The organism is Providencia sp. PROV116 (assembly GCF_028482485.1).
GTDB lineage: Bacteria > Pseudomonadota > Gammaproteobacteria > Enterobacterales > Enterobacteriaceae > Providencia > Providencia rettgeri.
This window is the reverse complement of record NZ_JAMPQO010000021.1, coordinates 103,927-129,263: the sequence shown is the minus strand read 5'-3', so window position 1 is coordinate 129,263 and position 25,337 is coordinate 103,927. Positions and strand designations below refer to the sequence as shown.

Genomic DNA, 25,337 nt, shown 5'->3' with positions numbered 1-25,337 from the left:
AGGGGTAGGTTCACTACCCCAATGTACCAAAGGTTTACAGTTGGTCATCCGTTGGTGGAATCGGTTTTGATATGACAGTTTTTGCTGGCTGATTAGCCCCTTTAGCTGCCATAAAACCGTTTATAAGATCTTGAACTTCAGGGTTTTTCAATAATGCGGCAATATCAACTTTTTTGTCTTCTTTGCTACGATTAATGAGTTTTTCTACATTTTCTTTTGCAAAACTACTTTTACCCATAAAACCATCAACGGCTTTGCCGAGGCTTAGTGCTTTAGAGAAAGTATTGAAGAAGCTGCCATCGCCGCCCACAATTTCAATATTAGTTTTGCTAAGTGCTGCAGCCAATACATCAGCTTGCTCTCGGGCAATTTCTTTATTAGCGTCGATAGAGGCCATGGCTTGTTCGAACTCTTTCTCAAGGCGCATGCGGAACTCTTCGTGAGAACGAGCGGTATCACTGAGGTGATCCATTGATTTAAATTTGTCAGTTAAACCATCGGCTTCAGCTTTCAGGCGTTGGCGGATAACCTCTGCTTGTGCCGAACCTAATTGGCCTTCCCCTCGAGCTTGTGCTGCCAGTTTTTCTTCCAGTACTTTCGCATCAGCCAAGCCTAGTTTTTCTTTGGCATTTGCTTGTTGTTCTTCACCGCGAGCTTGGGCGGCTAATTTCTCTTCAAGGATTTTTGCTTCAGCAAACCCTTGTTGTTGTTCTGCTTTAGCTTTGGCTTCCATTACTTGAGCTTCCGTTAAGCCTTTTTCTTTCAGCCCACGAGCTTCTGCTAACAGTTTCTCAGCCGTAATATTGGCAAGAACAAGCCCTTCTTTTTCTTCTGCCTCTGCGGTTGCTTGGCGAACTCGAGCTTCTGCTAAACCTAATGCCGCGTGTTCGGCTTCTACTCCTTCAGCTAAGCGTTTTTTGGCTTCGGCTTGTTTTGCCGATGCTTCTAACTCTGCTTGTGCCATGGTGCTTATTTCTTCTGCACGGTGCTTAGCGCTGGCCTCATCCGCTTCGGCTTTTTTCACTTGGCGAACTAATGATTCTTCGGCTTCTGCTTGTGCGTTAATCACGGTGACTTGGCGCATGCGTTCAGCTTCAGATATTTCACGAACTTCTTTGATTCGTTCTTCTTCTTGTGCCACGGTTTTTTCAACGGCTACACGTTCACGTATAACATTGGAGATATTTTTACGTTCTTCTTCGAGAGCTTTTTCTTTTTCTATACGCTGTAATTCAACTTCTCTTTCACGGGCAACAATTTCGAGCTCACGTGCGCGGCTCACTCGTTCTTCTTCGATGGCGACTGCACGAGTACGGTTTTGTTGGGCGACTTCAACTTCGCGCATGCGGTTTTCTTCACGAATTTCAATTTCTTGCTGAGTTTGGATACGAGCTTGTTCTGATTTTAGACGTTCTTCTTCTTGAACACGTAAAGTTTCAGCTTGTTCACGCGCACGAATATTATCAATTTCACGTTTTTGACGCGCTTCGGCATCGGCTTGTTGGCGCTCTAGGGCCAAACTTGCTTCGCGAGTTTCAACATTTTTCTTTTGAATAGCCAGTTCTTGGTCACGTTCTTTTTGGTTAGTTTCAATATTGTGAATCGCAGTGATTTCAGTAATTTTACGAATACCTTCGGAGTCAAAGATATTGTTTGGGTCTAACGCTGATTTTGGTGTTTGTTCTAGGTAATCAATCGCCACATCTTCAAGAGCATAGCCGTTAAGATCTTTTCCTATCACATCAACAATGCGATCACGGAAATCTTGTCGGTTTTCAAATAAGGTAGCTAAATCCAGTTGCTTACCTACTGTTTTTAAGGCTTCAGAGAATTTTGCGCTGAATAAAGCACTGACTGCTTGATGGTCTGATGCACGGTCAACACCGATAGCTTTTGCAACTTTTAGGACATCTTCCGTCGTTTCGTTTACACGCAAATAGAAAGCAACTGTGATATCAGCACGTAAGTTATCGTGGCAAATCAAGCCATCTTTACCTCGACGGTCAACTTCAAGTGTTAACAATGAAATGCGCATGAATTCTTTTTTGTAGATGACAGGGTAAACTAATGCCCCTGTAAAATGCACTTTAGGTTGTGATGACATGTCATTGACAATCAAAGCAGTACCTTGTGGAACTTTGATATAGAAGGCTTTGAATAACCCAAAGAACCCTAAAATAACTAGGATGATCCCCCCGATAATTGTTAAAAAGGGCATTAGTGCAGCCAAGTCCATATTGATTCTCCATTGGTTCTGACGATGACGTCATTTCGATTATGCAAGCAAGATATTTATTTTTAAAAAGAGAAGTTATCCGTGGCGAAATTCATTTTCACTGACAACTTGATAACTGTGCGATGCTGCGTCATAGCTAATGATGACAACATGATCACCGCGTTTTAACTGTTCGGAGGATGGGGCGCGTATTTGTAAAATTAACCCAGCTCCACCATCTTCTAATAGCGCCTCACCATTTTGTTCACTTACTGTTCCCGAACGTACAGTAGCGTATTTACCAATAAGCTGTTGTACTGTTTTGGGTTTATTGAGACTCACCAATTTTTTGCGCACAGGTTTTAAGCACAAAGCGGTTAAATGAAGAGAGATAAATAGGGTGATCGCAAAAACGGCGAAGCTGACGAGATAGCGTAATAAATCAGTATCAATGAAGCGAATGAAGACATGTACGCTGAAATAACTGATTATCCAACCAAAAAGAGTAAATAGTGTGACAATAATGGTGACAGGGATTCCGGCTAAGCCAAGCTTGGTTAACCAGCCAGCAAAACCAGCTGCATCAATACCAGCATCAAATTCGGTATCAAGATTAAATACGTCGATATCCAATAAGCCAAAAGCGGCACATAACCAATAAAATAAAACAATGATTAGTAAGCCACTAAAGATAATTGTCGGGAACATCAAACTGTTATGGAAAAACAAACTCATAGGGTTTTCTCTTTATTATTAATGCATTATTGAGCTTACGCGAAAAGTAACGTTTGTTTAATTTATCACCATAAAATAATTTAGCTTAATAATATATTTTTTAATTAATAGCAGTATCAGACTAGTCTATAAGCACTTTTAATTTTTTGAAGTCTCTTATAGTACTGGTTGTTTATCCAGTTTTATTTGATGAAGTTATTCCTAAAGTGTTATCAATAATAGTAAGCCATTAATGAGATAGGATTTTACCATTAATAACTAAGTTGATGATAATCATTCTCAACTATAATAAGCGTGTTTAAAGTACAAAATGGGGAAAATAAATAAGATTAAAGTGATAAATTCGCGCTTCATGGATGAAAACCGTTATGAAGCGCAAAAAAGTAAGATTAGTCTATTAAGTTGAGGAATGCGGCACCTCTTGCGCCTCCAGAGTCACCATAACGTGCTTTTTCGATTGCAGGTAATGTCGCAATGCCATAAAGATATTGTGGAAGCACTCCTGGTAGTTGTTTATAGATCTCTTCAAACTGCGATAATCCTCCGCCAATCACCACTAAATCGGGGTCAAAAACAGTGACAATTTGCCCCATAAACATCGCAAGTAATGACATATAGCGGTTAACATGTTCTTTTGCTTGGATATCGCCTTGTTTATATTGCTCGATAATTTCGATAGCTGAACGTTTTTCATTGGTGAATGAGGAATAAATACGCTCAAAACCTGGGCCTGATAGGTAGGTTTCAAAGCAAGCAGTTTGGCCACAGCCGCAAGTTATTTCAGGAACTTTTTCCCCTAACAATTTTGCTCCACGAACACTGAGGTTCATGTGGCCTATTTCCCCTGCAATTCCATTTTTACCGGATAAAACTTTACCATTGATAATGAACCCACCGCCTACACCGGTACCTAAAATTAAGCCAAGTACAGTTGGATAGCGTTTGAAATCAGGATCCCAAGCTTCTGATAATGCAAAGCAATTGGCATCATTTTCCACTTTTACTGGGCGCTGTAATATATTAGCAAGATCATGAATTAAAGGCTTATATTGAGCGGTAGGGACATTGGTTGTAAAAACGGTTCCTTCAGCGTGGTTTACGATACCAGGAACACCAACACCCACTTTTCCTTGGCAGTTAAATTTTTCATCTGCTTCCAGTGTGAGTTCGAGAAACGTATTTAAGAGCGTTTGGTAATCATCTTTAGGTGTGGGGACACGTTTTTGCCAGACCTGATTTAGTTCGTTGTCAAAGACGGCAAGTTCAATTTTTGTCCCACCCATGTCAAAGCCGTAATACATTTTCATCATCCTTTAGTTATTTATGTATCATGTATCTATATGATAAATAATAAATGAAAGTGCTAATTAACCTGATTATACAAAAGTTATTTGATGAAAGAATTATTGATTTAATATTTATTTTTATATTCACATGAAGCTAGCTACAGACAGCTGACAAACATGCAATGTTTGGAGGAAAGTCAAATAAGTTATTGATTTTCTCCTGATAAAACAAAGTAAGAAAATCATGCTTTTATCTCGCATTATCAATCAAAGTTAGCAGATACCTACTAGCCTTGATTGATAAATAAAGCATTATTTTTTGTTGTTTAGTGGGTTGTACTTTTTTAAGATAAAATCATGCAATTCCATCGCAATAATGTTATGGACTTCCTGAGTAGGATGAACATCATCGATAAAAACATAATGGGGATCAATTTCTAATGGCGCGGTATTATCACGGCGAATATAACCATTAGTAAAAGCTTTTTCTATATTATATGCTCCCGGCGAGTTTTTATTTATGTCGCCAACGACATTAGTTATATTTTTCATGACATTATTAACATTGAAGTAATTAATGTTAATGTTTTTGTTTAATTTTAAGAGATTAACTAGGGTCTGAAGCTTATTATTATGCTCTATGCTGAGATTTTGTATTTTTCGTTGTTTTTTCGGTGAGCTGGTTTTTATTGCAGGGGTTTGGGATAGATCAGGAATCCCCATTACTAGAATATTTTTCGCGCCATTTTTGATCATTTTTTTGATTGTTTTTTCTTGACTAGAGATAACGACATCGACATTTTCCTTCGAATAGGTCATATAGTCATTGGCACCAAGAAAAATAATACTTAAACTTTTGTCATCAAACTTAAGGTGTCTTGTTTGTTTTTCGATATTTGAAAGTATGGCAAATTGAGGGTGAAGTGTGGACTTAAAATAAGGTGCACAAGTTGAACCACCTTCCGACTTATTCGTGAGTGTGACTTTACCTTTACTGGAATGGCTTAGCATCATATTTGGTATGGTGAGAAATTCAGGCCATGTGAAACCATTCGTGAATCGTCCATCATGGTATTGGTTAGCATTAGTGAGTAATCCACCCGATTTTTTATACATCCTTCCTTCAGAGTCAGATAAGCTGTCACCAATAACCGTGATGCTATCAAAATAGGTTATCGGTTCTTTTTTCCCTATATTAAATTTATTTGAATAGGCTATAGCTAATTGAAATGACTTTCCAGGAATTCTTTTTTCTGTATATTTGCCCCAAAGTGAGCCATCTACATCGTCGACGGGGGTTTTTGTCATTATATGAAATGAAGGCGCTCCTTTAGCTCTACCTTTATTAGGTAGTACAGAAATGTTGCTACCGATATTATTGGGAGTTCTCTGCGGTGAGTGATTTTTGATCGATGCTATTTTTCCCAAGACTAGATTAGTGTCATAGGATGCAGCTGAATTAGGTATGTGTGTAACTGCACACGGAGCACTATTGGCTATCGATTTCATAGGAGTCCTTATTGATTGGGATGCTTCTCGATAAAACTATCAATCAACAGACAAACTCGGTATCAAATAAAGACTATTTATCTATAGTGATAGGGCTAATAATTAAGAAAGTAATGCATATAAAACAAAGAATTGTGCGCTAATTGTTATTGTTGTCGACAAAGTTATTGCATCACTTTTTAAAAGAATGTATTGTTATATTATAACATTACATTTAGGTGGTTATTATGAAACAGGGGATCCATCCACAATACCGTACCGTGGTTTTCCATGACACAAGTGCTGATGCCTATTTCAAAGTAGGATCAACAATAAAGACTGAAAAAACAATTGAATATGAAGGTGAAATATTTCCATATGTCACTCTTGATGTTTCTTCTCAGTCACATCCGTTTTATACCGGTAAACAGAAAATGATTTCTCAGGAAGGTAAAACGGCACAGTTCCAGAAGCGTTTTGGTCGTTTTTTACAGTCAGAGGGTAAATAAAGATGAAAGTACTGAGTTCATTAAAAACGGCAAAAACCCGTCATCCAGATTGCCAAGTTGTTCGCCGCCGTGGCCGAGTGTATGTGATATGCAAAACAAACCCGCGCTTTAAAGCGGTGCAAGGCTGTAAGAAAAAACGTTAGTATTTTTATTCACCTATAGCAATTTTCCTGTATTTTTCATTTTTAGCCATCGTAGTTATTGCTCTGTGCGATGGCTTTTTTTTATTTGTATTTTATCCACTGATTTCTTCGATTATTAGCATGATTACTAATCTTCTTATTATTAGTGATGAAATTCACTTGCGCACTGGTACATATTTTGTCAAGTTTATACTTATCATCCTTCAAGTTGCATGGGTGTTGACTACGCTCAGACTGACGAATCACTTGTCGCTTACCTGCAACTCGAATGATATAACGCAAGATACATCCGAAAAATTTCTAGTTTCAATTTGGGTGAATGATAAAAATGACAGTACCCATGTTGTAGAGTCGGAACTGGAAATTTTTTGGTGAAAATTTAAACGAACAGGGTGAGTAAAAATGAAAAATGTCGGGTTTGTTGGCTGGCGAGGAATGGTCGGCTCAGTATTGATGCAGAGAATGGTAGAAGAACGTGATTTTGATGCGATTCATCCTGTTTTCTTTACCACCTCACAACAGGGTGAAGAAGCCCCTGTCTACGGTGGTCATCGTGATGTTTTACAGGATGCTTTTGATATTGATGCGCTAAAAGCATTGGATATCATTATTAGTTGCCAAGGCGGCGATTACACCAACGAAGTTTATCCTAAACTTCGTGAATCAGGTTGGAATGGCTATTGGATTGATGCTGCGTCTTCATTACGTATGAAAGATGATGCGATTATTATTCTTGATCCCGTGAACAACCAACATATCCAAGACGGCTTAAATAAAGGCATTAAGACCTTTGTCGGTGGGAATTGTACGGTAAGTTTGATGCTGATGTCTTTAGGTGGGCTGTTCACTAATAATTTAGTGGAATGGGCATCTGTGGCAACGTATCAAGCGGCATCAGGGGCTGGGGCACGTAATATGCGTGAGCTTCTGGTACAAATGGGGTCTTTACACACACAAGTTGCTAAAGAACTCCAAGACCCGGCCTCAGCTATTTTAGATATCGAGAAAAAAGTCACAGACTTCACTCGTAGTGGCACAATGCCAACGGATGCATTCGGCGTACCATTAGCAGGTAGCCTGATCCCATGGATTGATAAAGCATTAGAAAACGGACAAAGCCGCGAAGAGTGGAAAGGCCAAGCAGAAACTAACAAAATTCTTGCGACAGGAAGTCATATTATTCCTGTTGATGGTTTATGTGTACGTATTGGTGCGTTGCGTTGCCATAGCCAAGCTTTCACATTGAAGCTGAAAAAAGATGTTCCGTTGAATGAAGTTGAGCAATTACTTGCCTCGCATAATGATTGGGTGAAAGTGGTTCCTAATGACCGTGAAATCACCATGCGTGAGTTAACACCTGCGGCAGTAACTGGTACGCTTAGCACCCCTGTTGGTCGATTACGTAAACTGAATATGGGCCCTGAATACCTATCTGCCTTTACGGTTGGTGACCAATTACTGTGGGGCGCCGCTGAGCCGCTTCGTCGTATGTTACGTATTTTGCTATAGTTTCTGAACTGTAATCAGTAATTTTATATTAACCTGCACACTAAAATGTGCAGGTTTTTTTGTGCCTAAATTAATGACGAGCGGGGTCATTCTGCGGAGGCTGATGTTCTAACTCTTTTGCTAAGAAGTAGTTTAAGAAGGTACGGATCACGGCAATGATACCTAATTTGATAAGGCTATCTAAATCTGGGTCGACGGTCGTTGCTAAAATATCAGCAGCGAGCTGGAACTCTAATGCAGTTGCTAACCAATCACCAAAACAATAACGAGCCTTACGTGATTTCTGGGTGCGTATCCAGACTATCAGGGTCTTTACTAACCCAATCACCACGCAGATGACTGAAATAGCTTCTAAAAGTAACTGGAGTACGTGAACACTAGACACCAGTAATTCACGTAAAAAAACTAAATCGAACATTAAGACCTCGACTCGATAAGTAAGCTGGATTCATATTTGTTAACTATGAGCAAATATTGGCAAAATATCGAGTTTTATTGTGGATCTATCGTCTCAGAAGGTAATTGACTAATGGATAAAATATTTCGATTTCCATCGATTACCTGAATATTTTTGTTGGGTTGATAACATTTACGTAAAGGCGATAAGCAAGCTTGCTCTGCGCCTTGTTGTATATTAAGCCAATCACTGATTAGCCAATAATTATTCGCTGTAGAATAGGGGGACTGCAAATTTTCTGGGTTGATACTTGGTTTACTCGCACTTTGGCTGTACCAAATCAGCAAGGGGATTTCATAGGCTTCTTTTCTTGGGTTGTTAACACCATGATGGTAGTGAATATTGTTATCACTGTCTAAGCGTTGCAATGCGTGATCTGAATAGTACATCAACGTTGCAGGTTTACCTTCGAGTTGCTGCATAAGGTTTTCGATAAATTTATCGGTATAAGCAATTGAACTGTCGTAGCAATCGTCATCTTCTTGGCCACTAAATGTTTTTAGCTCAGTTTCAGGAAAGCGGTTACAGGCTGGTTCATGGCTACCATATGTATGTAAAACAATGAGTTTTTTCTTATCAGTGGGGTCATTGATAGCGTTCTTGAAGTCATCTTGTAGCTCTTCGTCATAGCCGACAAATTCGTTCCAAGTTTTCTTTTGCGACATAGAGGCAATAGCAGAAATGATACTGGTACGTTTATTGGTTTTGCCTTGGTTGCTGATCCAGTAGGTTTTAAAGCCCGCATGATTGGCTAATGAAATGATATTGTCTGAATAGTGTGATTTATCCTGCATTTGCTCAAAGCGAATATTAGACAGTGAAATAGGAACCGACAATATAGTCACTGGTGCTGGAGAATACGCTTGTTGAAAAGCCAATATCTGAGATTTCCGCTGATTTAAATTAGGTGTTGTATCATATTGATAGCCATAAAAGCCCATATGGTCACGGCGTAATGATTCACCGATGACAAGTACATAGATTTCAGTATCAGAGGTTTTTTTCTGGTAATTAAAAGCAACTTTCTGTGATGATATTTTTTTTATCCCCCGGTTTTCATATAAGTTTTTGACTAAAGCCGCGGCATTGTAGAAGGGAGTATTTAAGAAGTATTTTTCCGTGATCAATAACGCGCTATCAGGTTTATTAAATAATGATGCGTAATAGGCTGGAATGGCTAATAGATAGCCACAAATTAGCGCCATACTTATCGCTGTGATACGGCGATTCATGTATTTTGCGCATTGATGAATACATGTAAAATAAGCTGAAAAAACAAAAAGATAAAATATAACATAACCAATGTTATAGGAAAGCATTCCTACCGTTTCACTGCTATTGGTATTGATAAAAGTTTCTGCAATCGAAGAAGAAAAGCGGATATCGTGCTTTTGATAAAAGAAAAATGAAACAGATAAATTGAGAGCCCACAGGAGTGAAACAAACACCGTGAAAATTTTGCCAAGCAAAAAACGATAGATACCTGCACATAACAGTATTATCAGCGCTCCTGAAATTACGATGGCAATATCCGCGATATTGCTAACATCTCCACTGAAAAACACAGGAGTTATAGATATCAATAATGCATAAATTAAAATAATAATTTGGCGTATCATAGTGTTATTTTAAGTATTTTTGACCTTACCTGAGGTTATAGAGGCAATTAAAAATAATAAGTTAACATCTAATTAACTTAAGACATTGTTCGTTTATAACATAAAAAAAGGTAAGGTAATCAAAATAATGGCGTAAAAAACTGTAAAATCTCGTGATGTTTAGTCATGACCTGCCCCTCACAACTTGCGAGGGGAGGTGACATATTGATTTAGAAAGTTACCGCAATTTTGGCATCAATATTGTTATCACTATAATTTTTTGATAAAAATTTATTATAATTAATTGATAGCTTAGTATTTTCTTTTATATTGATATCGGTACCGACTTTTAATGCCATTCCATGGCGTGATGTAGGAACACTTTGTGTCATAAATGAGCTCGTGGTATCGGAAAAATTCAGTTTTATACCTCTATTCAGATTCCCATATTGATATTGCCAGTTAAGCTCACCATGCAAACCAATATTTGATGTTTTACCTAGTTTCCATTGATTATCAAGACGTAGCCCAACAGTTGAAAGCGTTGTATTGATGCGTTGCTTACGCGCCTGCAGTGATGTGCTGCTAATATTCTCATTAATTGCATGGTTCATCGCGCTGATATAAGTGAGATTGGTAAATGGCTCAATATTCATCCAATTTGAGTTGATTGGATAGGCCAGCTCCATAAATGCCTGATGGGTATTGGTGTAATAGCTTGCAGAGTGACTCGTACCATTACTGATTGAACGTTCAGTATGAATGAGGTGTGAAGTGTGACTAAGCCCTGCACGAACCGCAAGCGGCTGCCATAAAGCGCTACCATAAATGGCAGCATGGTAGTTATTACTATTACCGTGGCCAAGATGGCCAGATAAGTCACTTTGGCTAAAGCCTGCGGCGATACCGAAAGTCATTTTGTCGTTAATAAAACGTTTATTTGCTCCAAGCAATAGACCATAATTTGATGATTGATACCCAGTGGCATTGTTATCGCCAGTTGTTTTATCCCAATCATAGAGCATTTTTGCCCATACATTGCCTTTGTTTTCGCTACTCCATAATTCAGACAAGCGAGCTTGTTCAAGTAGCGTCTCTTTAATCTGACGGCTATTATTTATTTGGTTGGATAATATGTCTGCGTATATTTGCCCAGTAACATCACGAAATATCACTTGAGCTTGTTGTTTTGTTTGGCTTTTCAATGTGCGGTCATAAAGCGTATGGTGCGTAGGAAGCGTTTCAATAGCTTTAGCCACGGCGATTTGGTTTTGCGTTGCTGCTGCACTAGAAAATGCCGTGTTATTACGCCCTATTTTAAGAGTGACTTTTTTGGGAGTGTAATTTAGTGTCGTTCCAATAAACTGGTAATTAGGCACAACGCCATCAAATTGGCCATCAACCCCTTTTTGAGCACTTAATATTGTATATTCTGTATTAAATAAGCGGTTGATATCTTGCTTAGAGAGCGGACTATTTTGATTTTCAAGAGTGACACTGACGGTACCGCCTTTTAATGAAGCAGAGCCTTGGCTGATGACCTTATCGTTTTGACCTGCTGGATTGATTTCAACCACATAATGGCTGCCTGGAGTAAAAGTTACTGAATCAACAATGTTAATTGTGCCAATTGAGTGGCCGGGTGCAACGACTGCACCTTGGTTGGCGGTTAATTGTCGAATGCTTCCATTGCCCATAAGTAAACCGTGGTGGTTAATATTAACAGAAGCACTGATTTTTCCATCATCTAGAACTAACGTTCCTTTTTGGATATCAACTGCGGAGTCTAAGTGTTTTTTAAGGGTAACCATTCCGCCATTAATGTCGGATTTTTGCGAATATTTATTTTCGCCGGTTAAGACTAAATGGCCTTGATTTACTGTGAAGCCAGCAAAGGTATTATTACCTGACAATACTAATGTCCCTTGGCCTTGTTTTGTTAACTTTCCAGTCCCTTGAATATTATTTTTCCATTCATCTAACTTTCCAAAATTGGCAATATCAAAGTCATTAGTATCTTGATTAATGATAAAATTTTCATATAAATAAGAGGGACCCTGATAAGCCGCAGGTAAGTTAATTAATCCCCAATAGGAGTTTGGGTCATTTTCTTTGATATTCCAACCTGCAATTGATTGGCTTGGATATGCGGTACTGGCTAAAATATGATCCCATTGTGCATTATTCAAGTAAGGGAAACGTAATCGAAGTAAATAACCTGCCGTTTTAGGTATATTTTTAGGCTCGATCATTGATATATTTTGTATTTCTTTTTTTCCATAATAACCCATGTGGTCATTGGTTATAGGAGTAGAAGCTGTTAAGCAATTTAGTATATTATCTGAACATGATGATGAGATATCATTACGAATATTTTTTGCTGAATCAACAATGAATTTGGTATTTTTCTCATCGGATAGGAGTTGTGACAATAAATAATAATTACCTACACGAGAGGCGATTGTATCAGTGGCAAAGTGTGCGCCAACAATCACACGGCTTTCACCATATTCAATAGCTCGATTGAAAGTTTCACTGCCTTTTTCAGGAAAAATCATCGCCAATACCGCAGCTTGCTTAAAACCATTCCACGTATGGCCACTAGGGTAAGATGAGCCCTGTATTTGTGAATAGCCTGCAATATAGTGACCTTCTTCATCCAATACTTGATAAGGACGACCGCGTTTAAAATGATCTTTTAGAATAAAATCAATTGACCTAGTACGTTGTTTTTTTTCATCATAGGCACGAGTACTTGTATCATGTAATAAGCTGATTGCTTTATATTGGTTATGATCTCTTAGATTAATATCATGTTTACCAAACAGTATCGTTTGATAACTGTTAAATAAATAACCTGAGTCTTGGGATTTATCTGCGAGTGCTAAACTTTCCCGCTCACCAGTGATATTGATGTATTCGTTACTAATAAGCCTATCTTGCTCAGCAACTTCGCTGCCTTCTTTAGGCGTATTATTAATAATATTATTTTTAATGTCTTCAAGCCATACACCTCTTGTATCAATAATATTTTTCTCTAATTCTAAAATATTAGTTTTTGCTGTTAGAGTATTCATGAATATGAATGGCAATAAAGTCATTGATGCTGAAATAAAAGTTTTTCTCATTATAATTCCGCCGATGCTATTGGTAAAAATTTTATTTTGCGGAGTTTATTTATAATATGTTTATTTTTTATGACAGTTTTGAAAATAAAAAAATCTTATTAATTAGAGCGTTAAGCTTTATTTTTTAATTGTTTTTTCCTTTGTAAAGTGGTTTTGTATTGATTAGTTTCGTTTTTTTTGTTTTTTATTATTGGTTTAATTAAATCATAAAAATAAGATAATAATTATAGAAAAAATCAAAAAAATAACCCCAAACTTTCGGATGGGGTTATTAAATATTATTTAGTTAGCTGAATAATTAGATATCAATATTCGCTGCTTTTAAGGCATTTTCTTCGATAAATGCACGACGTGGCTCAACAGCATCACCCATTAATGTGGTGAATAGTAAGTCTGTTGCAATCGCATCTTTCACCGTCACACGCATCATACGGCGCGTTTCTGGGTTCATGGTGGTTTCCCAAAGTTGTTCTGGGTTCATTTCACCAAGACCTTTATAACGTTGTACGTATAGGCCACGACGAGACTCACGTGTTAACCAAGCCAGAGCTTCTTCAAAGTTACTGATATCTTGGCGACGTTCACCGCGCTTGATATAAGCACCTTCTTCAATTAAGCCGCTGATTAAGTCGCCTAAATGAGTGATACGGCGGTATTCGCTGCCATGAACAAAGTCAAAATCGAGGTTATAGTCGGTATCAACACCATGGGTACGAATACGGATTGTTGGCTCGAATAATTGACGTTCACGGTTTTCATTAATGGCATAGCTATAAGTGCTACCGAATTGTTCGTTATCTTCTAAGCGCTTAACCAGTGTTTTAGCCCATTCATCTACTTTTTCACTGGTTTTTAAATCATCTTCAGTCAAGGTTGACTGATAAACCAGGCTGTTAAGTAGGGCTTGAGGATAAAGGCGCTCAAGACGACGAATAATACGGTGTGCGGCATTATATTCGACAACCAGTTTTTCGAGTTCTTCACCTTTCATGGCTGGAGCTTCGGCACTTAAATGCAGCTCTGCGCCATCAAGGGCGATAGAAATTAGGTAATCGTCCATCGCATCGTCATCTTTAATGTACTGCTCTTGTTTACCACGTTTCACTTTATACAGTGGTGGTTGAGCAATAAAGATATGACCACGTTCAACGATTTCAGGCATTTGGCGATAGAAGAAGGTCAACAGTAACGTACGAATGTGCGAACCATCGACGTCCGCATCCGTCATTATAATGATGCTGTGATAACGCAGTTTGTCAGGATTGTATTCATCACGGCCAATACCACAGCCTAATGCCGTAATCAGGGTTGCTACTTCTTGTGAAGACAGCATTTTATCGAAACGCGCTTTTTCTACGTTTAGAATTTTACCTTTCAGTGGCAAAATGGCTTGGTTCTTACGGTTACGGCCTTGTTTTGCAGAGCCGCCCGCGGAGTCCCCTTCCACAAGGTACAGTTCAGATAGTGCAGGGTCACGTTCTTGGCAGTCAGCCAGTTTACCTGGCAAGCCAGCTAAATCTAATGCGCCTTTACGACGAGTCATTTCGCGAGCTTTGCGCGCCGCTTCACGTGCGCGTGCGGCATCAATAATTTTGCCCACAACGATTTTTGCATCGTTTGGATTTTCCAGTAAATACTCAACTAATTTCTCGTTCATCATCGTTTCAACCGCAGTTTTCACTTCAGAAGAGACCAATTTTTCTTTGGTTTGTGATGAGAATTTAGGGTCGGGAACTTTTACTGAAATAACGGCAATCAGGCCTTCACGTGCATCGTCACCGGTTGCGTTGACTTTGCTTTTCTTCTGATAGCCTTCTTTTTCCATGTAGTTATTTAATGTGCGTGTCATTGCTGCACGGAAACCAGCGAGGTGAGTACCCCCATCACGCTGAGGAATGTTATTGGTGAAGCAGTATACATTTTCTTGGAACCCATCATTCCACTGCATTGAAACTTCAACGCCAATACCGTCTTTTTCAGTTGAAAAATAAAAGACAGAAGGGTGGATAGGGGTTTTATTACGACTTAAATACTCAACAAAGGCTTTGATACCGCCTTCATAATGGAAATGGTCTTCTTTGCCATCGCGTTTATCGACGAGCTTAATAGAAACACCTGAGTTTAGGAACGATAACTCACGTAAGCGTTTTGCTAAGACATCATATTCAAATTCAGTCACACCTTTAAAGGTGTCCATGCTTGGCCAAAAACGAACGCGTGTTCCTGTTTGGTCAGTTTCACCGACAACAGTCAGAGGCCCTTGAGGCTCACCGTGTTTGTAGATTTGCTCATGAACTTTGCCATCACGGCGGATAACTAATTCTAATTTTTCAGATAAGGCGTTAACAACGGAAACCCCAACACCGTGTAAACCACCGGAGACTTTATAGGAGTTGTCATCAAATTTTCCGCCTGCGTGCAGAACGGTCATGATAACCTCTGCGGCTGATACACCTTCTTCTTCGTGGATACCTGTAGGGATACCACGTCCATCATCCTGTACGGAGATAGAGTTATCGGCATGGATAGTGATCACGATATCATCACAAAAGCCTGCGAGGGCTTCGTCGATAGCGTTGTCGACAACCTCGAAAACCATGTGATGAAGACCTGTTCCATCGTCTGTATCACCGATATACATGCCCGGGCGCTTACGCACCGCATCCAGTCCTTTTAATACCTTGATACTTGAGGAGTCATATGTATTCGACATCAACGTTTCCTGCTCTTTCTATTCCTGAGGTTGAACTTCTATTTTGCCATGTTCTACACTAAACATCTTGCTATTTGCATCTATCATATCATTAACTTGCTCAGGTGTAATGGCACTGACAAACACTTGCGCTTGTGTAGCTTTGAGGCGGGCTGCCAGTAATTGGCGACGGCCAGCATCAAGTTCAGAAGCAAAATCATCCAGTAGATACAGGCATTGTTGCCCGCTCTGATGGGTGAAAAACTCACCCTGCGCTAATCTTAATGCACACATAAGTAGCTTCAATTGGCCCCGTGAAAGCATATCTTCAACAGGTGTTCCATTTGCTCGAATACGCAAATCAGCTTTATGTGGCCCTGAAGCGGTATAGGTTAGCGCTCTATCACGCTCAAATTGGCGCTCTAATTGTTCTGAATAATCAATTTCTTTATCCCAACCGCGTTGGAAGGATACTGAGAGTGAAAATTCGGGTAAAAATTGTTGGCAAGTTTGCTCGATATTTTCGGCAATACCTGCAATATAGTCATGGCGCCATTGGCTTATTTGCTCAGAAAGCGGTGCCAGTTGTTTATCCCAATGACGAATTTGCTCATAACGAGTAACTTGCCGTAAAGCGGCATTGCGTTGTTTTAATAACCGTTTTAAATCTGACCATACTGAAAAAAACAGCGGGTCATTGTGAAAACAACCCCAATCAATAAAAGCACGTCGATATTTAGGACCACCATTTAGCAAAGTAAATCCTTCAGGAGTAATCAGTTGCATTGGCAATAATTTTGCTAGCTCTGCAATTTTATGGCCATCAGTACCGTCTATTCGAACTTTACTGTCACCATCACGGTTTTTGCTTAAACCTAGTGAAAGGTCGTTTCGCTGTTCATCTAAATGGCTAAGTTTACCATGAAGAATGAATTGCTCTTGCTCATGACGAATAACCCGGTTCGCTTGAATGCTGCGAAATGCACGGCCATGACCGAGTGTATATATGGCTTCCAATATGCTGGTTTTACCGCTCCCATTGGGGCCAATTAAAAAATTGAACCCATTAGCAAGGGAGAGATCCGCGTTTTCAATATTTCGAAAATCACGGATCAATAAACGCGAAAGGATCATAAATACCGATTACAAGCGCATTGGCATGACAACATACACCGCTGCTTTACTGTCAGCGTCTTCAATCTGCACACTGGAAACGGCATCGGTTAACAGAAGTTGCACATTTTCACTTTTTAGTGCATTTAAGACATCTAAGATGTAGCTGACGTTAAAGCCAATTTCCATCTCAGTACCTTGGTAGCTAACATCAACAATTTCTTCAGCTTCTTCTTGCTCTGGGTTATTAGCTGTAATGCGCAGTTGGTTTTCACTGAAATATAAACGCACACCGCGGAATTTCTCATTCGATAAAATCGCAGCGCGAGAAAAGGCTTGTTTGAGTAAATCACAGCGTGCTTCTAAGGTTTTGTTTGGATTTTTCGGTAGTACTCGGCGGTAATCAGGGAAACGACCATCAACCAATTTAGAGGTAAAGATAAAATCCCCAACGTGAGCACGAATATTATTACTGCCGATTTGCAGTTGTAGAGGGGTGTCACCACCATCTAACAAACGCATTAACTCAATGACCCCTTTACGAGGCACTATCACTGAATGAGAAGGTAGCGATTGACCAATATCCATCGCACACACGGCAAGCCTGTGACCGTCTGTGGAAACGGTTCTGAGCATTTGGTCTTCGGTTTCAAATAGCATACCGTTAAGGTAATAACGGACATCTTGGTGCGCCATTGAAAATTGAGTTGCTTCAATTAAACGTTTCAGTATTGATTGCGGAAGAGAAAATTCCACTTCGCTTTGCCAGTCATCCAAGTTTGGAAAGTCAGCAGCTGGCAATGTGGATAATGAAAAGCGGCTACGTCCAGAACGGACGAGCAGTCTGTCATCATTCAGCTCTACATGAATTTCAGAACCTTCAGGTAGCCCACGCCAGATATCAAAAAATTTGCGTGCGGGCACGGTGGTTGCGCCAATTTCGTGCTCCCCTGTTAGGGCAACATTGGCCATCATCTCCATTTCAAGGTCGGTTCCTGTGAGCTGGAGGGTGCCTTCTTTTACCTGTAATAAAAGGTTACCTAAAATAGGCAGAGTTGGACGCCCACCTAAAGGACCACTAACCTGTTGTAACGGTTTTAATAACTGCTCGCGTTCTATTGTAAATTTCATAGCAATTAAGATGATAATGTTCTGATTAAATTAGAAAAATCTTCTTTGATGTCATGGCTTTCTTCCCGTAATTGTTCAATTTTACGGCAAGCATGTAACACCGTGGTATGGTCACGGCCGCCAAAGGCATCCCCGATTTCAGGTAAACTATGGTTAGTCAGCTCTTTTGCCAGTGCCATTGCCATCTGACGCGGACGCGCGACAGAACGGGAACGGCGCTTAGACAATAAATCTGCTACCTTAATTTTATAATATTCAGCAACTGTTTTTTGAATATTATCAATAGTTACCAGCTTTTCTTGTAGTGCTAATAGGTCACGCAGTGCTTCTCTGACAAAATCGATAGTAATCGCGCGGCCAGTAAAGTTTGCGTTGGCAATCACACGATTTAACGCCCCTTCTAACTCACGAACGTTCGAGCGAAGGCGTTTGGCGATGAAAAAGGCCACTTCACCCGGAAGTTGGATTTCATTTTCATCTGCTTTTTTCATTAAAATCGCCACGCGAGTTTCTAACTCTGGTGGTTCGATTGCAACAGTTAGGCCCCAACCAAAACGCGATTTTAAGCGATCTTCCACACCGTTAATCTCTTTTGGGTAACGGTCAGAGGTCAAAATAATTTGCTGATTGCCTTCTAGTAGCGCATTAAAAGTATGGAAAAATTCTTCTTGCGAGCGCTCTTTGTTAGCAAAAAACTGGATATCATCAATGAGTAGCGCATCTACAGAACGGTAATAACGTTTGAATTCTTCAATTGCGTTGTTCTGTAGAGCTTTGACCATATCTTGAACAAAACGTTCAGAGTGCATATAAACCACGCGAGCGTTGGCTTTATGCTGCATAATACTATTGCCGACAGCATGTAATAAGTGGGTTTTACCTAAACCTGTCCCACCATAAAGAAATAATGGGTTGTAGGCACCACCTGGATTTTCTGCCACTTGCCTCGCAGCAGCGCGAGCCAATTGGTTCGATTTACCTTCAACAAAGTTATCAAAAGTGTGCTTAGGGTTTACATTAGAACGATAAGCAACTTCTGGTTGTACTTTGGCTGAGTTGTCCCAACTCGGTTTAATTGGGGCTGACGGAACGGCAAACGCAGGTACTTGTTGAGTTGTACGTGCTTGTGTTGCTGCCGGTGCGACTGTAACCGGTTTGTTGCCTACCTCAAAGTGTAGTGCAGGCGCGTCAGTTCCACAAAAGTCATTCAATAATTCATTGATATTATTGATGTACTTGTCTCTAACCCAGTCGAGAACGAAACGATTTGGGGCATAAAGTGCCAGTGTATTGTCGTTTAATTCAGCTTGAAGGGGTCGTATCCACATACTGAATTCTGTGGCAGGTAGTTCATCCTGCAATCGGGCAAGACATTGCTGCCAAAGCGAAAGTGACACGTTGGACTCCCCTAAACAAGGTCAATGGAACAAGAAGTACGGATGTAAACAAAGAGTTTCTCGGGCTCATTCTTAGTGCTATGACCCAAAAATATTTTAGATTAACGCTTACTTACTGCATATTGCCGATCGATGGATCAGAAATAGACCAGCGATCATACCGCAAAATTAGTCAGAGATCTCCATTCTTTTACACAGTTTTTATGCTTTTTATCCACAGGTAAATGTGATAAGGCCCCTCTTATAAAGAAGAAATAGACTGGGCTACCTAAATTTATCGTCATTTTTCCACATGCTGGGGATAACTTTAGACGATTTACAGTAAATATTCTGTATGATCAAAAAATATTTTTAGATCTCTTGAAGATCCTTGCGCTTTGGGTCGGAGTCCGTATAATCTTCCTCCCTGTGTACAGTACAGATGTGATTTTTACACGAAACTGAGGTAAACTTGTTGGGTCATATCGCTTTATTTTAACGTTAATGTTAGGTGGGGCGGGGCAAAAAACAGGTTTTCAGCCAGTATGCGAATGTAATCATTCGTCGGCTGTCACAACATATGTCGGCAAACCGGTCAGCCAGGCTATAAATAAAAGTGGTTTGATTGCGTCATTTCATTGACGTGACCCCCTATGTTTTATTACAATCCTGCCTCTTTCTATATTGTTGCGATAGAGGCACAGGTGTAAATCAGTTTCCACTGGTTGCCAACGCGTTTACTGAATCAGTAATAAATTTAAAAGTTAGGTAGAAATCGTTATGAAACGCACTTTTCAACCGTCCGTACTGAAGCGCAACCGTTCACACGGTTTCCGTGCTCGTATGGCCACTAAAAATGGTCGTCAGGTTCTGGCTCGCCGTCGTGCTAAAGGCCGCGCTCGTCTGACCGTTTCATCTAAGTAATAAAGCTAGCCCTCTATTCAAGTGGTTACGCTCGCTTTTACCCGGGAGTTACGTTTGTTAACTCCCAGGCATTTCGATAATGTCTTTAAGCAGCCGCAGAGGGCGAGTTCCCCAGAGATAACAATCCTTGGTCGCCTAAACGAGCTGGGGCATCCCCGCATCGGTCTTACCATCGCCAAAAAAAATGTTAAACGAGCTCATGAGCGAAATCGTATTAAACGGTTAGCGCGTGAATATTTTCGTCTGCATCAACATGAGTTGCCTTCAATGGACTTTGTGGTATTGGTAAGGAAAGGGGTCGCTAATCTCGACAATCAACAGATCACGGAAGCATTGGATAAGTTATGGCGTCGTCACCGTCGCTTGGCTCAAAAATCCTGATCATGCTGATCAGAGGCTACCAACTGGCAATTAGCCCGTTGTTAGGGCCTCGTTGTCGCTTCAATCCTACTTGTTCAAATTACGGAATTGAGGCATTGCGCAGGTTTGGTATGCTAAAAGGGAGTTGGTTAACGGCGAAACGCGTATTAAAATGCCACCCTTTACACGCTGGTGGAGATGATCCTGTCCCACCTAGAAAAACTGATGATAATAGAGAATTATAACGATGGATTCGCAACGCAATCTTCTACTCATCGCTTTGTTGTTCGTGTCGTTCTTAGTTTGGCAGGCCTGGGAGAGCGATAAAGTTGCTCAGGACGTTAAAACTGTTCAAACTTCGCAACAAGCGGATATGCCAAGCAGTGATGCTCAAGCCGTAACTGGCAGTGGGCAAGGTAAGCTCATCACAGTCAAAACTGATGTACTGGATATTCGCATCAATACTCGTGGTGGTGATATCGATGAGGCTGACCTGTTAGCCTATCCTGCGACCCTTCATTCGGAAAGCCCTTTCCGTTTACTGGAAACTAATCCAGGCTTTGTCTACCAGGCACAGAGTGGTTTGATTGGTCTTCATGGTCCAGACAACCCAGCAAATAATAATGGCGAGCGTCCGCTGTATAGCGCAGATTCTACAATTTTCACATTAGAGAAAGGCCAAGACGTCTTGCGCGTACCAATGACATTTACTGATAACAACGGCGTTGTGTATCAGAAAACGTACATTGTTAAACGTGGCCAATATACTGTTGAAGTTGAATACAGTATCCAAAACCCAACCGCTCAACCACTGAGTCTCGCTTTCTTCGGTCAGTTAAAACAAACTATCGAGTTACCAAAAGAGCGTGACACTGGCAGCAGCAATTTTGCTCTGCATACCTATCGTGGTGCGGCGTATTCTTCTGATGAAAACAACTATAAAAAATATAGCTTTGGTGACATCGAAGATAAAAACCTCGACTTAACCACCAAAGGTGGCTGGGTAGCCATGTTGCAACAGTATTTTGCAACGGCGTGGATCCCGGCAAGTGCTGAAAAGAGTACTTTCTACACCATTGACCTTGATAAAAAATCTGCCATCATTGGTTATAAGAGTGAACCAATGACTATCGCAGCTAATGGCGCTGGTACTTATTCATCAACGTTATGGGTTGGTCCTGAAATTCAGTCTGAAATGGCTGCAGTTGCACCACATTTAGACTTAACCGTTGATTATGGTTGGTTATGGTTTATCTCTCAGCCACTGTTTAAACTGCTGAAATTCATTCACGGTTTTGTGGGTAACTGGGGTATTGCCATCATCGTTATCACCTTTATCGTTCGTGGTATTATGTACCCGCTGACTAAAGCGCAGTACACCTCGATGGCGAAAATGCGTTTACTGCAACCTAAACTGGCTGCAATGCGTGAGCGTATTGGTGATGATAAACAACGTATGAGCCAAGAAATGATGGCGATGTATAAAGCAGAAAAAGTAAACCCACTGGGTGGTTGTTTACCGCTGCTTATTCAAATGCCTATCTTCCTTGCACTTTACTATATGTTGATGGGTTCTGTTGAACTGCGTCACGCACCATTCTTTGGTTGGATTCAAGACTTGTCTGCACAAGACCCGTACTACATTCTGCCAGTATTGATGGGTGTGACGATGTTTGTGATTCAGAAAATGTCACCAACCGCTGTGACTGACCCAATGCAGCAGAAGATTATGACGTACATGCCAGTCGTGTTCACCATCTTCTTCCTGTGGTTCCCATCAGGTCTGGTTCTGTATTATATCGTGAGTAACTTAGTCACCATCATCCAGCAACAAGTGATTTACCGTGGTCTGGAAAAACGTGGTCTGCACAGTCGCGATAAAAAAGAGAAAAAATAGTCTCGCTTCTCAGTAAACTGAGAATGGCTTCACAAAGTGGGATTCTATAGTAGTATTAAGGCGACCAAATAAGGTCGCCTTAAGGTTTTTAGCAACGCGGGATAAAAGCGTGGTTTTTCCCGCGTTGTGTTATCAGTCGAAAATCAATAAATTGATTTTCCTGATTTACTTTCAAAACCAACAAAACAGCTGCCAAATATATTATGTTTGGCAGCTGTTTGAAGGCGACCAAACACGGTCGCCTTTATTCTTTTCAAAAAATAGTTTTTAAGTCAAAACAGAGAAACATCATGCAAATCAACGATACTATCGTCGCACAGGCAACACCTCCCGGTCGTGGTGGTGTCGGTATTTTACGTGTATCTGGCCCGAAAGCGGCGCAGATTGCCGAAATCGTGTTGGGAAAACTCCCTAAACCACGTTATGCGGATTACCTGCCATTTCGTGATGAGGATGGCTCTGTTCTTGACCAAGGTATTGCGCTTTACTTCCCTGGGCCAAATTCATTTACGGGTGAAGATGTGCTTGAATTACAAGGACACGGCGGGCCAGTTATTCTTGATTTATTGCTCAGAAGAATACTAACGATTGATGGTATTCGCATTGCGAATCCTGGTGAATTTTCTGAGCGAGCATTTTTAAACGATAAGCTCGATTTAGCCCAAGCGGAAGCAATTGCCGATTTGATTGACGCGAGTTCTGAACAAGCGGCGCGTTCAGCGATGAATTCGTTACAGGGCGCATTTTCTTCTCATATTCACCAATTGGTGGAAGCACTCACTCACTTGCGCATCTATGTGGAAGCAGCTATCGATTTCCCAGATGAAGAAATTGACTTCCTGTCTGACGGTAAAATTGAAGCTAAACTCAACGAAGTGGTGGCAGATTTAGAACAAGTTCGCTCCCAAGCGCGCCAAGGTAGTTTATTGCGTGAAGGAATGAAAGTGGTAATTGCAGGGCGCCCAAATGCAGGAAAATCGAGCTTGCTAAATGCATTGGCGGGGCGTGAGGCTGCGATTGTCACGGATATTGCGGGAACGACGCGTGATGTATTACGTGAACATATTCATATTGATGGTATGCCATTGCATATCATTGATACCGCTGGTCTGCGCGAAGCCAGTGATGAAGTTGAGCGAATTGGTATCGAACGAGCTTGGAAAGAAATTGAACAAGCGGACCATGTGCTGTTTATGGTTGATAGCACTACAACTAATGCCACGGAACCACAAGAAATTTGGCCTGAATTTATGGCGCGCTTACCTGATGAACTTCCGGTCACCGTAATTCGTAACAAAGCCGATATGACAGGCGAACCAGTTGAGTTTATTGATAATACTCGTTATCCGTTAATTCGTTTGTCTGCACGCGAAGAAAAAGGCATTGATTTGTTACGCGATCACCTAAAAGAAACCATTGGCTTTAATAGCAATACTGAGGGTGGTTTCCTTGCTCGTAGTCGCCATTTACAAGCATTGAATGCGGCAGCCGTTCACCTAGAACAGGGCTATGATCAGTTAGTGAACGCTCGCTCCGGTGAGTTATTAGCGGAAGAATTACGTTTAGCTCAGCAAGAACTCAGCGAAATCACTGGCGAGTTCACTTCTGATGATTTATTAGGCCGTATTTTCTCAAGTTTTTGTATTGGGAAGTGATACGGTATCGCCTAAAACCTACACGTCATACCGTGTAGGTTTGTTTTATCGGTAGTCCCCGCGTTTTTCCTGCCTTAATTCGCTATTAAGCTATTCTGACTTCTCTTAATCTAAAATGATTATCTTCAGTTGGAAAGTTAATCCCTCACCCGATTCGGATGGGTAAACACCGTCGCTTTACCTTGACGACAAAAGCCGACTAAGGTCAAATTAGCTTTTTCTGCGACTTCAATAGCGAGTGCAGTGGCGGCGGAAACAGCAAATAGAATTTCTGCACCACAGCTAGCGGCTTTTTGTACCATTTCATAGCTAGCACGGCTAGAAACCAGTACTGCGCCTTGTTGCCATTGGTTACGATGTTTCATACCTAAAAGCTTATCCAGAGCCACATGACGGCCGACATCTTCACATCCGCCAACTAATTGCCCTTCTGGTGAAATCCATGCGGCCGCATGGGTACATCCCGTCAGTGCGCCAATTTCTTGCACTTTTTTCAATTCATGTAATGCATTATCGAGATACGAGAGAGAGAAGGTTTGGGTGAAAGGTAGTGGGGCGATCGGTTTGAAAATTTCATCGAGTTGTTCAGTGCCACAAATACCACAGCCTGTACGCCCTGCTAAATTACGGCGACGTTCTTTGAGTTCCATAAACCGACGGCTAGATAATTCAACATGCACTTCAATTCCGCGATTGCAGCCTTCCACGATATCAATTCCACGAATTTCATCATCTGACTGTATTATCCCTTCAGAAAGTGCGAAGCCAACTGCAAAATCCTCAAGATCTTTTGGCGTTGCCATCATTACCACATGGGATATGCCATTGAAGACTAAAGCGACAGGAGATTCTTCTGCTATATAGTCATTTACGAGTAAATTCAGGTTGCCTTTTTGTTGCACGGTTGTGTGATTTAAGCCAATCATTTTGGTTAATTTGGAGTCATTTGTAGTATTTGTTTCATACATTAGATGAATTCCTAGCATTAATGATACATAATATTAATTATGGGTAAAAAGAATTTACACCATTTGCCGGGCAATGAACCTGGGACGTAAGGAAGACGTTGAATAAAAACAGTTTACCTGATTATCGCGATTGGCGTTAGGTAAACATGAGCA

General features: G+C 40.6%; 20 protein-coding genes. 8 read left to right on the top strand and 12 right to left on the bottom strand.

The features are described from left to right. Positions 1 to 34: 34 nt before the first annotated feature. The 4 genes from PSE72_RS15050 to PSE72_RS15035 all read right to left on the bottom strand — a co-directional run bounded on the left by PSE72_RS15050 (position 35) and on the right by PSE72_RS15035 (position 5,745). Complete coding sequence (locus tag PSE72_RS15050; protein WP_115166298.1) at positions 35 to 2,236, bottom strand: flotillin family protein; 2,202 nt, start codon at positions 2,234 to 2,236, stop codon at positions 35 to 37. 75 nt (positions 2,237 to 2,311) lie between these two features. Next, a complete protein-coding gene (locus tag PSE72_RS15045; protein WP_115166297.1) occupies positions 2,312 to 2,950 on the bottom strand; it encodes an OB-fold-containig protein in 639 nt (212 codons plus the stop codon). Between the two features lie 389 nt (positions 2,951 to 3,339). After that, complete coding sequence (gene nagK / locus PSE72_RS15040) at positions 3,340 to 4,251, bottom strand: N-acetylglucosamine kinase (RefSeq protein WP_115166296.1); 912 nt, start codon at positions 4,249 to 4,251, stop codon at positions 3,340 to 3,342. Between the two features lie 297 nt (positions 4,252 to 4,548). Further along, complete coding sequence (locus PSE72_RS15035) at positions 4,549 to 5,745, bottom strand: SGNH/GDSL hydrolase family protein (RefSeq protein WP_115166295.1); 1,197 nt, start codon at positions 5,743 to 5,745, stop codon at positions 4,549 to 4,551. Positions 5,746 to 5,972: 227 nt separating this feature from the next. Between PSE72_RS15035 and PSE72_RS15030 the strand changes: the two genes are divergently transcribed. From PSE72_RS15030 to asd, 3 genes are all read left to right on the top strand, one after another. Continuing rightward, positions 5,973 to 6,233 carry a type B 50S ribosomal protein L31 gene (locus PSE72_RS15030; protein ID WP_004906261.1) on the top strand — a complete coding sequence of 87 codons (261 nt, stop codon included), beginning with the start codon at positions 5,973 to 5,975 and terminating at the stop codon, positions 6,231 to 6,233. A 2-nt stretch (positions 6,234 to 6,235) separates the two neighbouring features. Further along, positions 6,236 to 6,376, top strand: a complete 141-nt coding sequence (gene ykgO / locus PSE72_RS15025; protein ID WP_004906789.1) for a type B 50S ribosomal protein L36 — start codon at positions 6,236 to 6,238, stop codon at positions 6,374 to 6,376. 402 nt (positions 6,377 to 6,778) lie between these two features. Further along, positions 6,779 to 7,885 carry an aspartate-semialdehyde dehydrogenase gene (asd, locus tag PSE72_RS15020; protein ID WP_115166294.1) on the top strand — a complete coding sequence of 369 codons (1,107 nt, stop codon included), beginning with the start codon at positions 6,779 to 6,781 and terminating at the stop codon, positions 7,883 to 7,885. A gap of 70 nt (positions 7,886 to 7,955) precedes the next feature. Here asd and PSE72_RS15015 read toward each other — a convergent pair whose 3' ends face one another. The 7 genes from PSE72_RS15015 to dnaA form a co-directional block, all read right to left on the bottom strand. Next, positions 7,956 to 8,303, bottom strand: a complete 348-nt coding sequence (locus PSE72_RS15015) for a DUF1622 domain-containing protein (protein ID WP_004906795.1) — start codon at positions 8,301 to 8,303, stop codon at positions 7,956 to 7,958. A gap of 74 nt (positions 8,304 to 8,377) precedes the next feature. Then, positions 8,378 to 9,961 (bottom strand): phosphoethanolamine transferase, encoded by a 1,584-nt coding sequence (locus PSE72_RS15010; protein WP_209102479.1) that lies wholly within the window; start codon positions 9,959 to 9,961, stop codon positions 8,378 to 8,380. Between the two features lie 209 nt (positions 9,962 to 10,170). After that, the gene (locus PSE72_RS15005; protein ID WP_272690996.1) at positions 10,171 to 13,068 is read right to left on the bottom strand and encodes an autotransporter domain-containing protein; all 2,898 of its coding nucleotides are present in this window, start codon (positions 13,066 to 13,068) and stop codon (positions 10,171 to 10,173) included. 298 nt (positions 13,069 to 13,366) lie between these two features. After that, complete coding sequence (gene gyrB / locus PSE72_RS15000; RefSeq protein WP_115166292.1) at positions 13,367 to 15,781, bottom strand: DNA topoisomerase (ATP-hydrolyzing) subunit B; 2,415 nt, start codon at positions 15,779 to 15,781, stop codon at positions 13,367 to 13,369. Between the two features lie 18 nt (positions 15,782 to 15,799). After that, positions 15,800 to 16,894 carry a DNA replication/repair protein RecF gene (gene recF, locus PSE72_RS14995; protein WP_198642105.1) on the bottom strand — a complete coding sequence of 365 codons (1,095 nt, stop codon included), beginning with the start codon at positions 16,892 to 16,894 and terminating at the stop codon, positions 15,800 to 15,802. A 9-nt stretch (positions 16,895 to 16,903) separates the two neighbouring features. Next, on the bottom strand, positions 16,904 to 18,004 hold the full coding sequence (dnaN, locus tag PSE72_RS14990) for a DNA polymerase III subunit beta (RefSeq protein ID WP_004906806.1): 1,101 nt from the start codon (positions 18,002 to 18,004) through the stop codon (positions 16,904 to 16,906). Between the two features lie 5 nt (positions 18,005 to 18,009). Next, on the bottom strand, positions 18,010 to 19,401 hold the full coding sequence (gene dnaA / locus PSE72_RS14985; protein ID WP_004906808.1) for a chromosomal replication initiator protein DnaA: 1,392 nt from the start codon (positions 19,399 to 19,401) through the stop codon (positions 18,010 to 18,012). Positions 19,402 to 20,160: 759 nt separating this feature from the next. On the opposite strand from dnaA, the gene rpmH reads away from it, so the two are divergent. The 5 genes from rpmH to mnmE all read left to right on the top strand — a co-directional run bounded on the left by rpmH (position 20,161) and on the right by mnmE (position 24,216). After that, positions 20,161 to 20,304, top strand: a complete 144-nt coding sequence (gene rpmH / locus PSE72_RS14980) for a 50S ribosomal protein L34 (protein WP_004906236.1) — start codon at positions 20,161 to 20,163, stop codon at positions 20,302 to 20,304. Between the two features lie 21 nt (positions 20,305 to 20,325). Further along, positions 20,326 to 20,685, top strand: a complete 360-nt coding sequence (gene rnpA / locus PSE72_RS14975) for a ribonuclease P protein component (RefSeq protein ID WP_004906229.1) — start codon at positions 20,326 to 20,328, stop codon at positions 20,683 to 20,685. Next, positions 20,649 to 20,909 carry a membrane protein insertion efficiency factor YidD gene (yidD, locus tag PSE72_RS14970; protein WP_036959180.1) on the top strand — a complete coding sequence of 87 codons (261 nt, stop codon included), beginning with the start codon at positions 20,649 to 20,651 and terminating at the stop codon, positions 20,907 to 20,909. Before rnpA ends, yidD begins: the two co-directional genes overlap by 37 nt. Positions 20,910 to 20,911: 2 nt before the next feature. Next, positions 20,912 to 22,561 carry a membrane protein insertase YidC gene (gene yidC / locus PSE72_RS14965; RefSeq protein WP_115168229.1) on the top strand — a complete coding sequence of 550 codons (1,650 nt, stop codon included), beginning with the start codon at positions 20,912 to 20,914 and terminating at the stop codon, positions 22,559 to 22,561. Positions 22,562 to 22,851: 290 nt separating this feature from the next. Then, entirely contained in the window at positions 22,852 to 24,216 is a 1,365-nt protein-coding gene (mnmE, locus tag PSE72_RS14960; RefSeq protein WP_004906817.1) for a tRNA uridine-5-carboxymethylaminomethyl(34) synthesis GTPase MnmE, read from the top strand. A gap of 137 nt (positions 24,217 to 24,353) precedes the next feature. Here the strand turns inward: mnmE and fdhD are convergent, their stop codons facing one another. Next, complete coding sequence (gene fdhD, locus PSE72_RS14955; RefSeq protein ID WP_115168228.1) at positions 24,354 to 25,184, bottom strand: formate dehydrogenase accessory sulfurtransferase FdhD; 831 nt, start codon at positions 25,182 to 25,184, stop codon at positions 24,354 to 24,356. Positions 25,185 to 25,337: the final 153 nt, after the last annotated feature.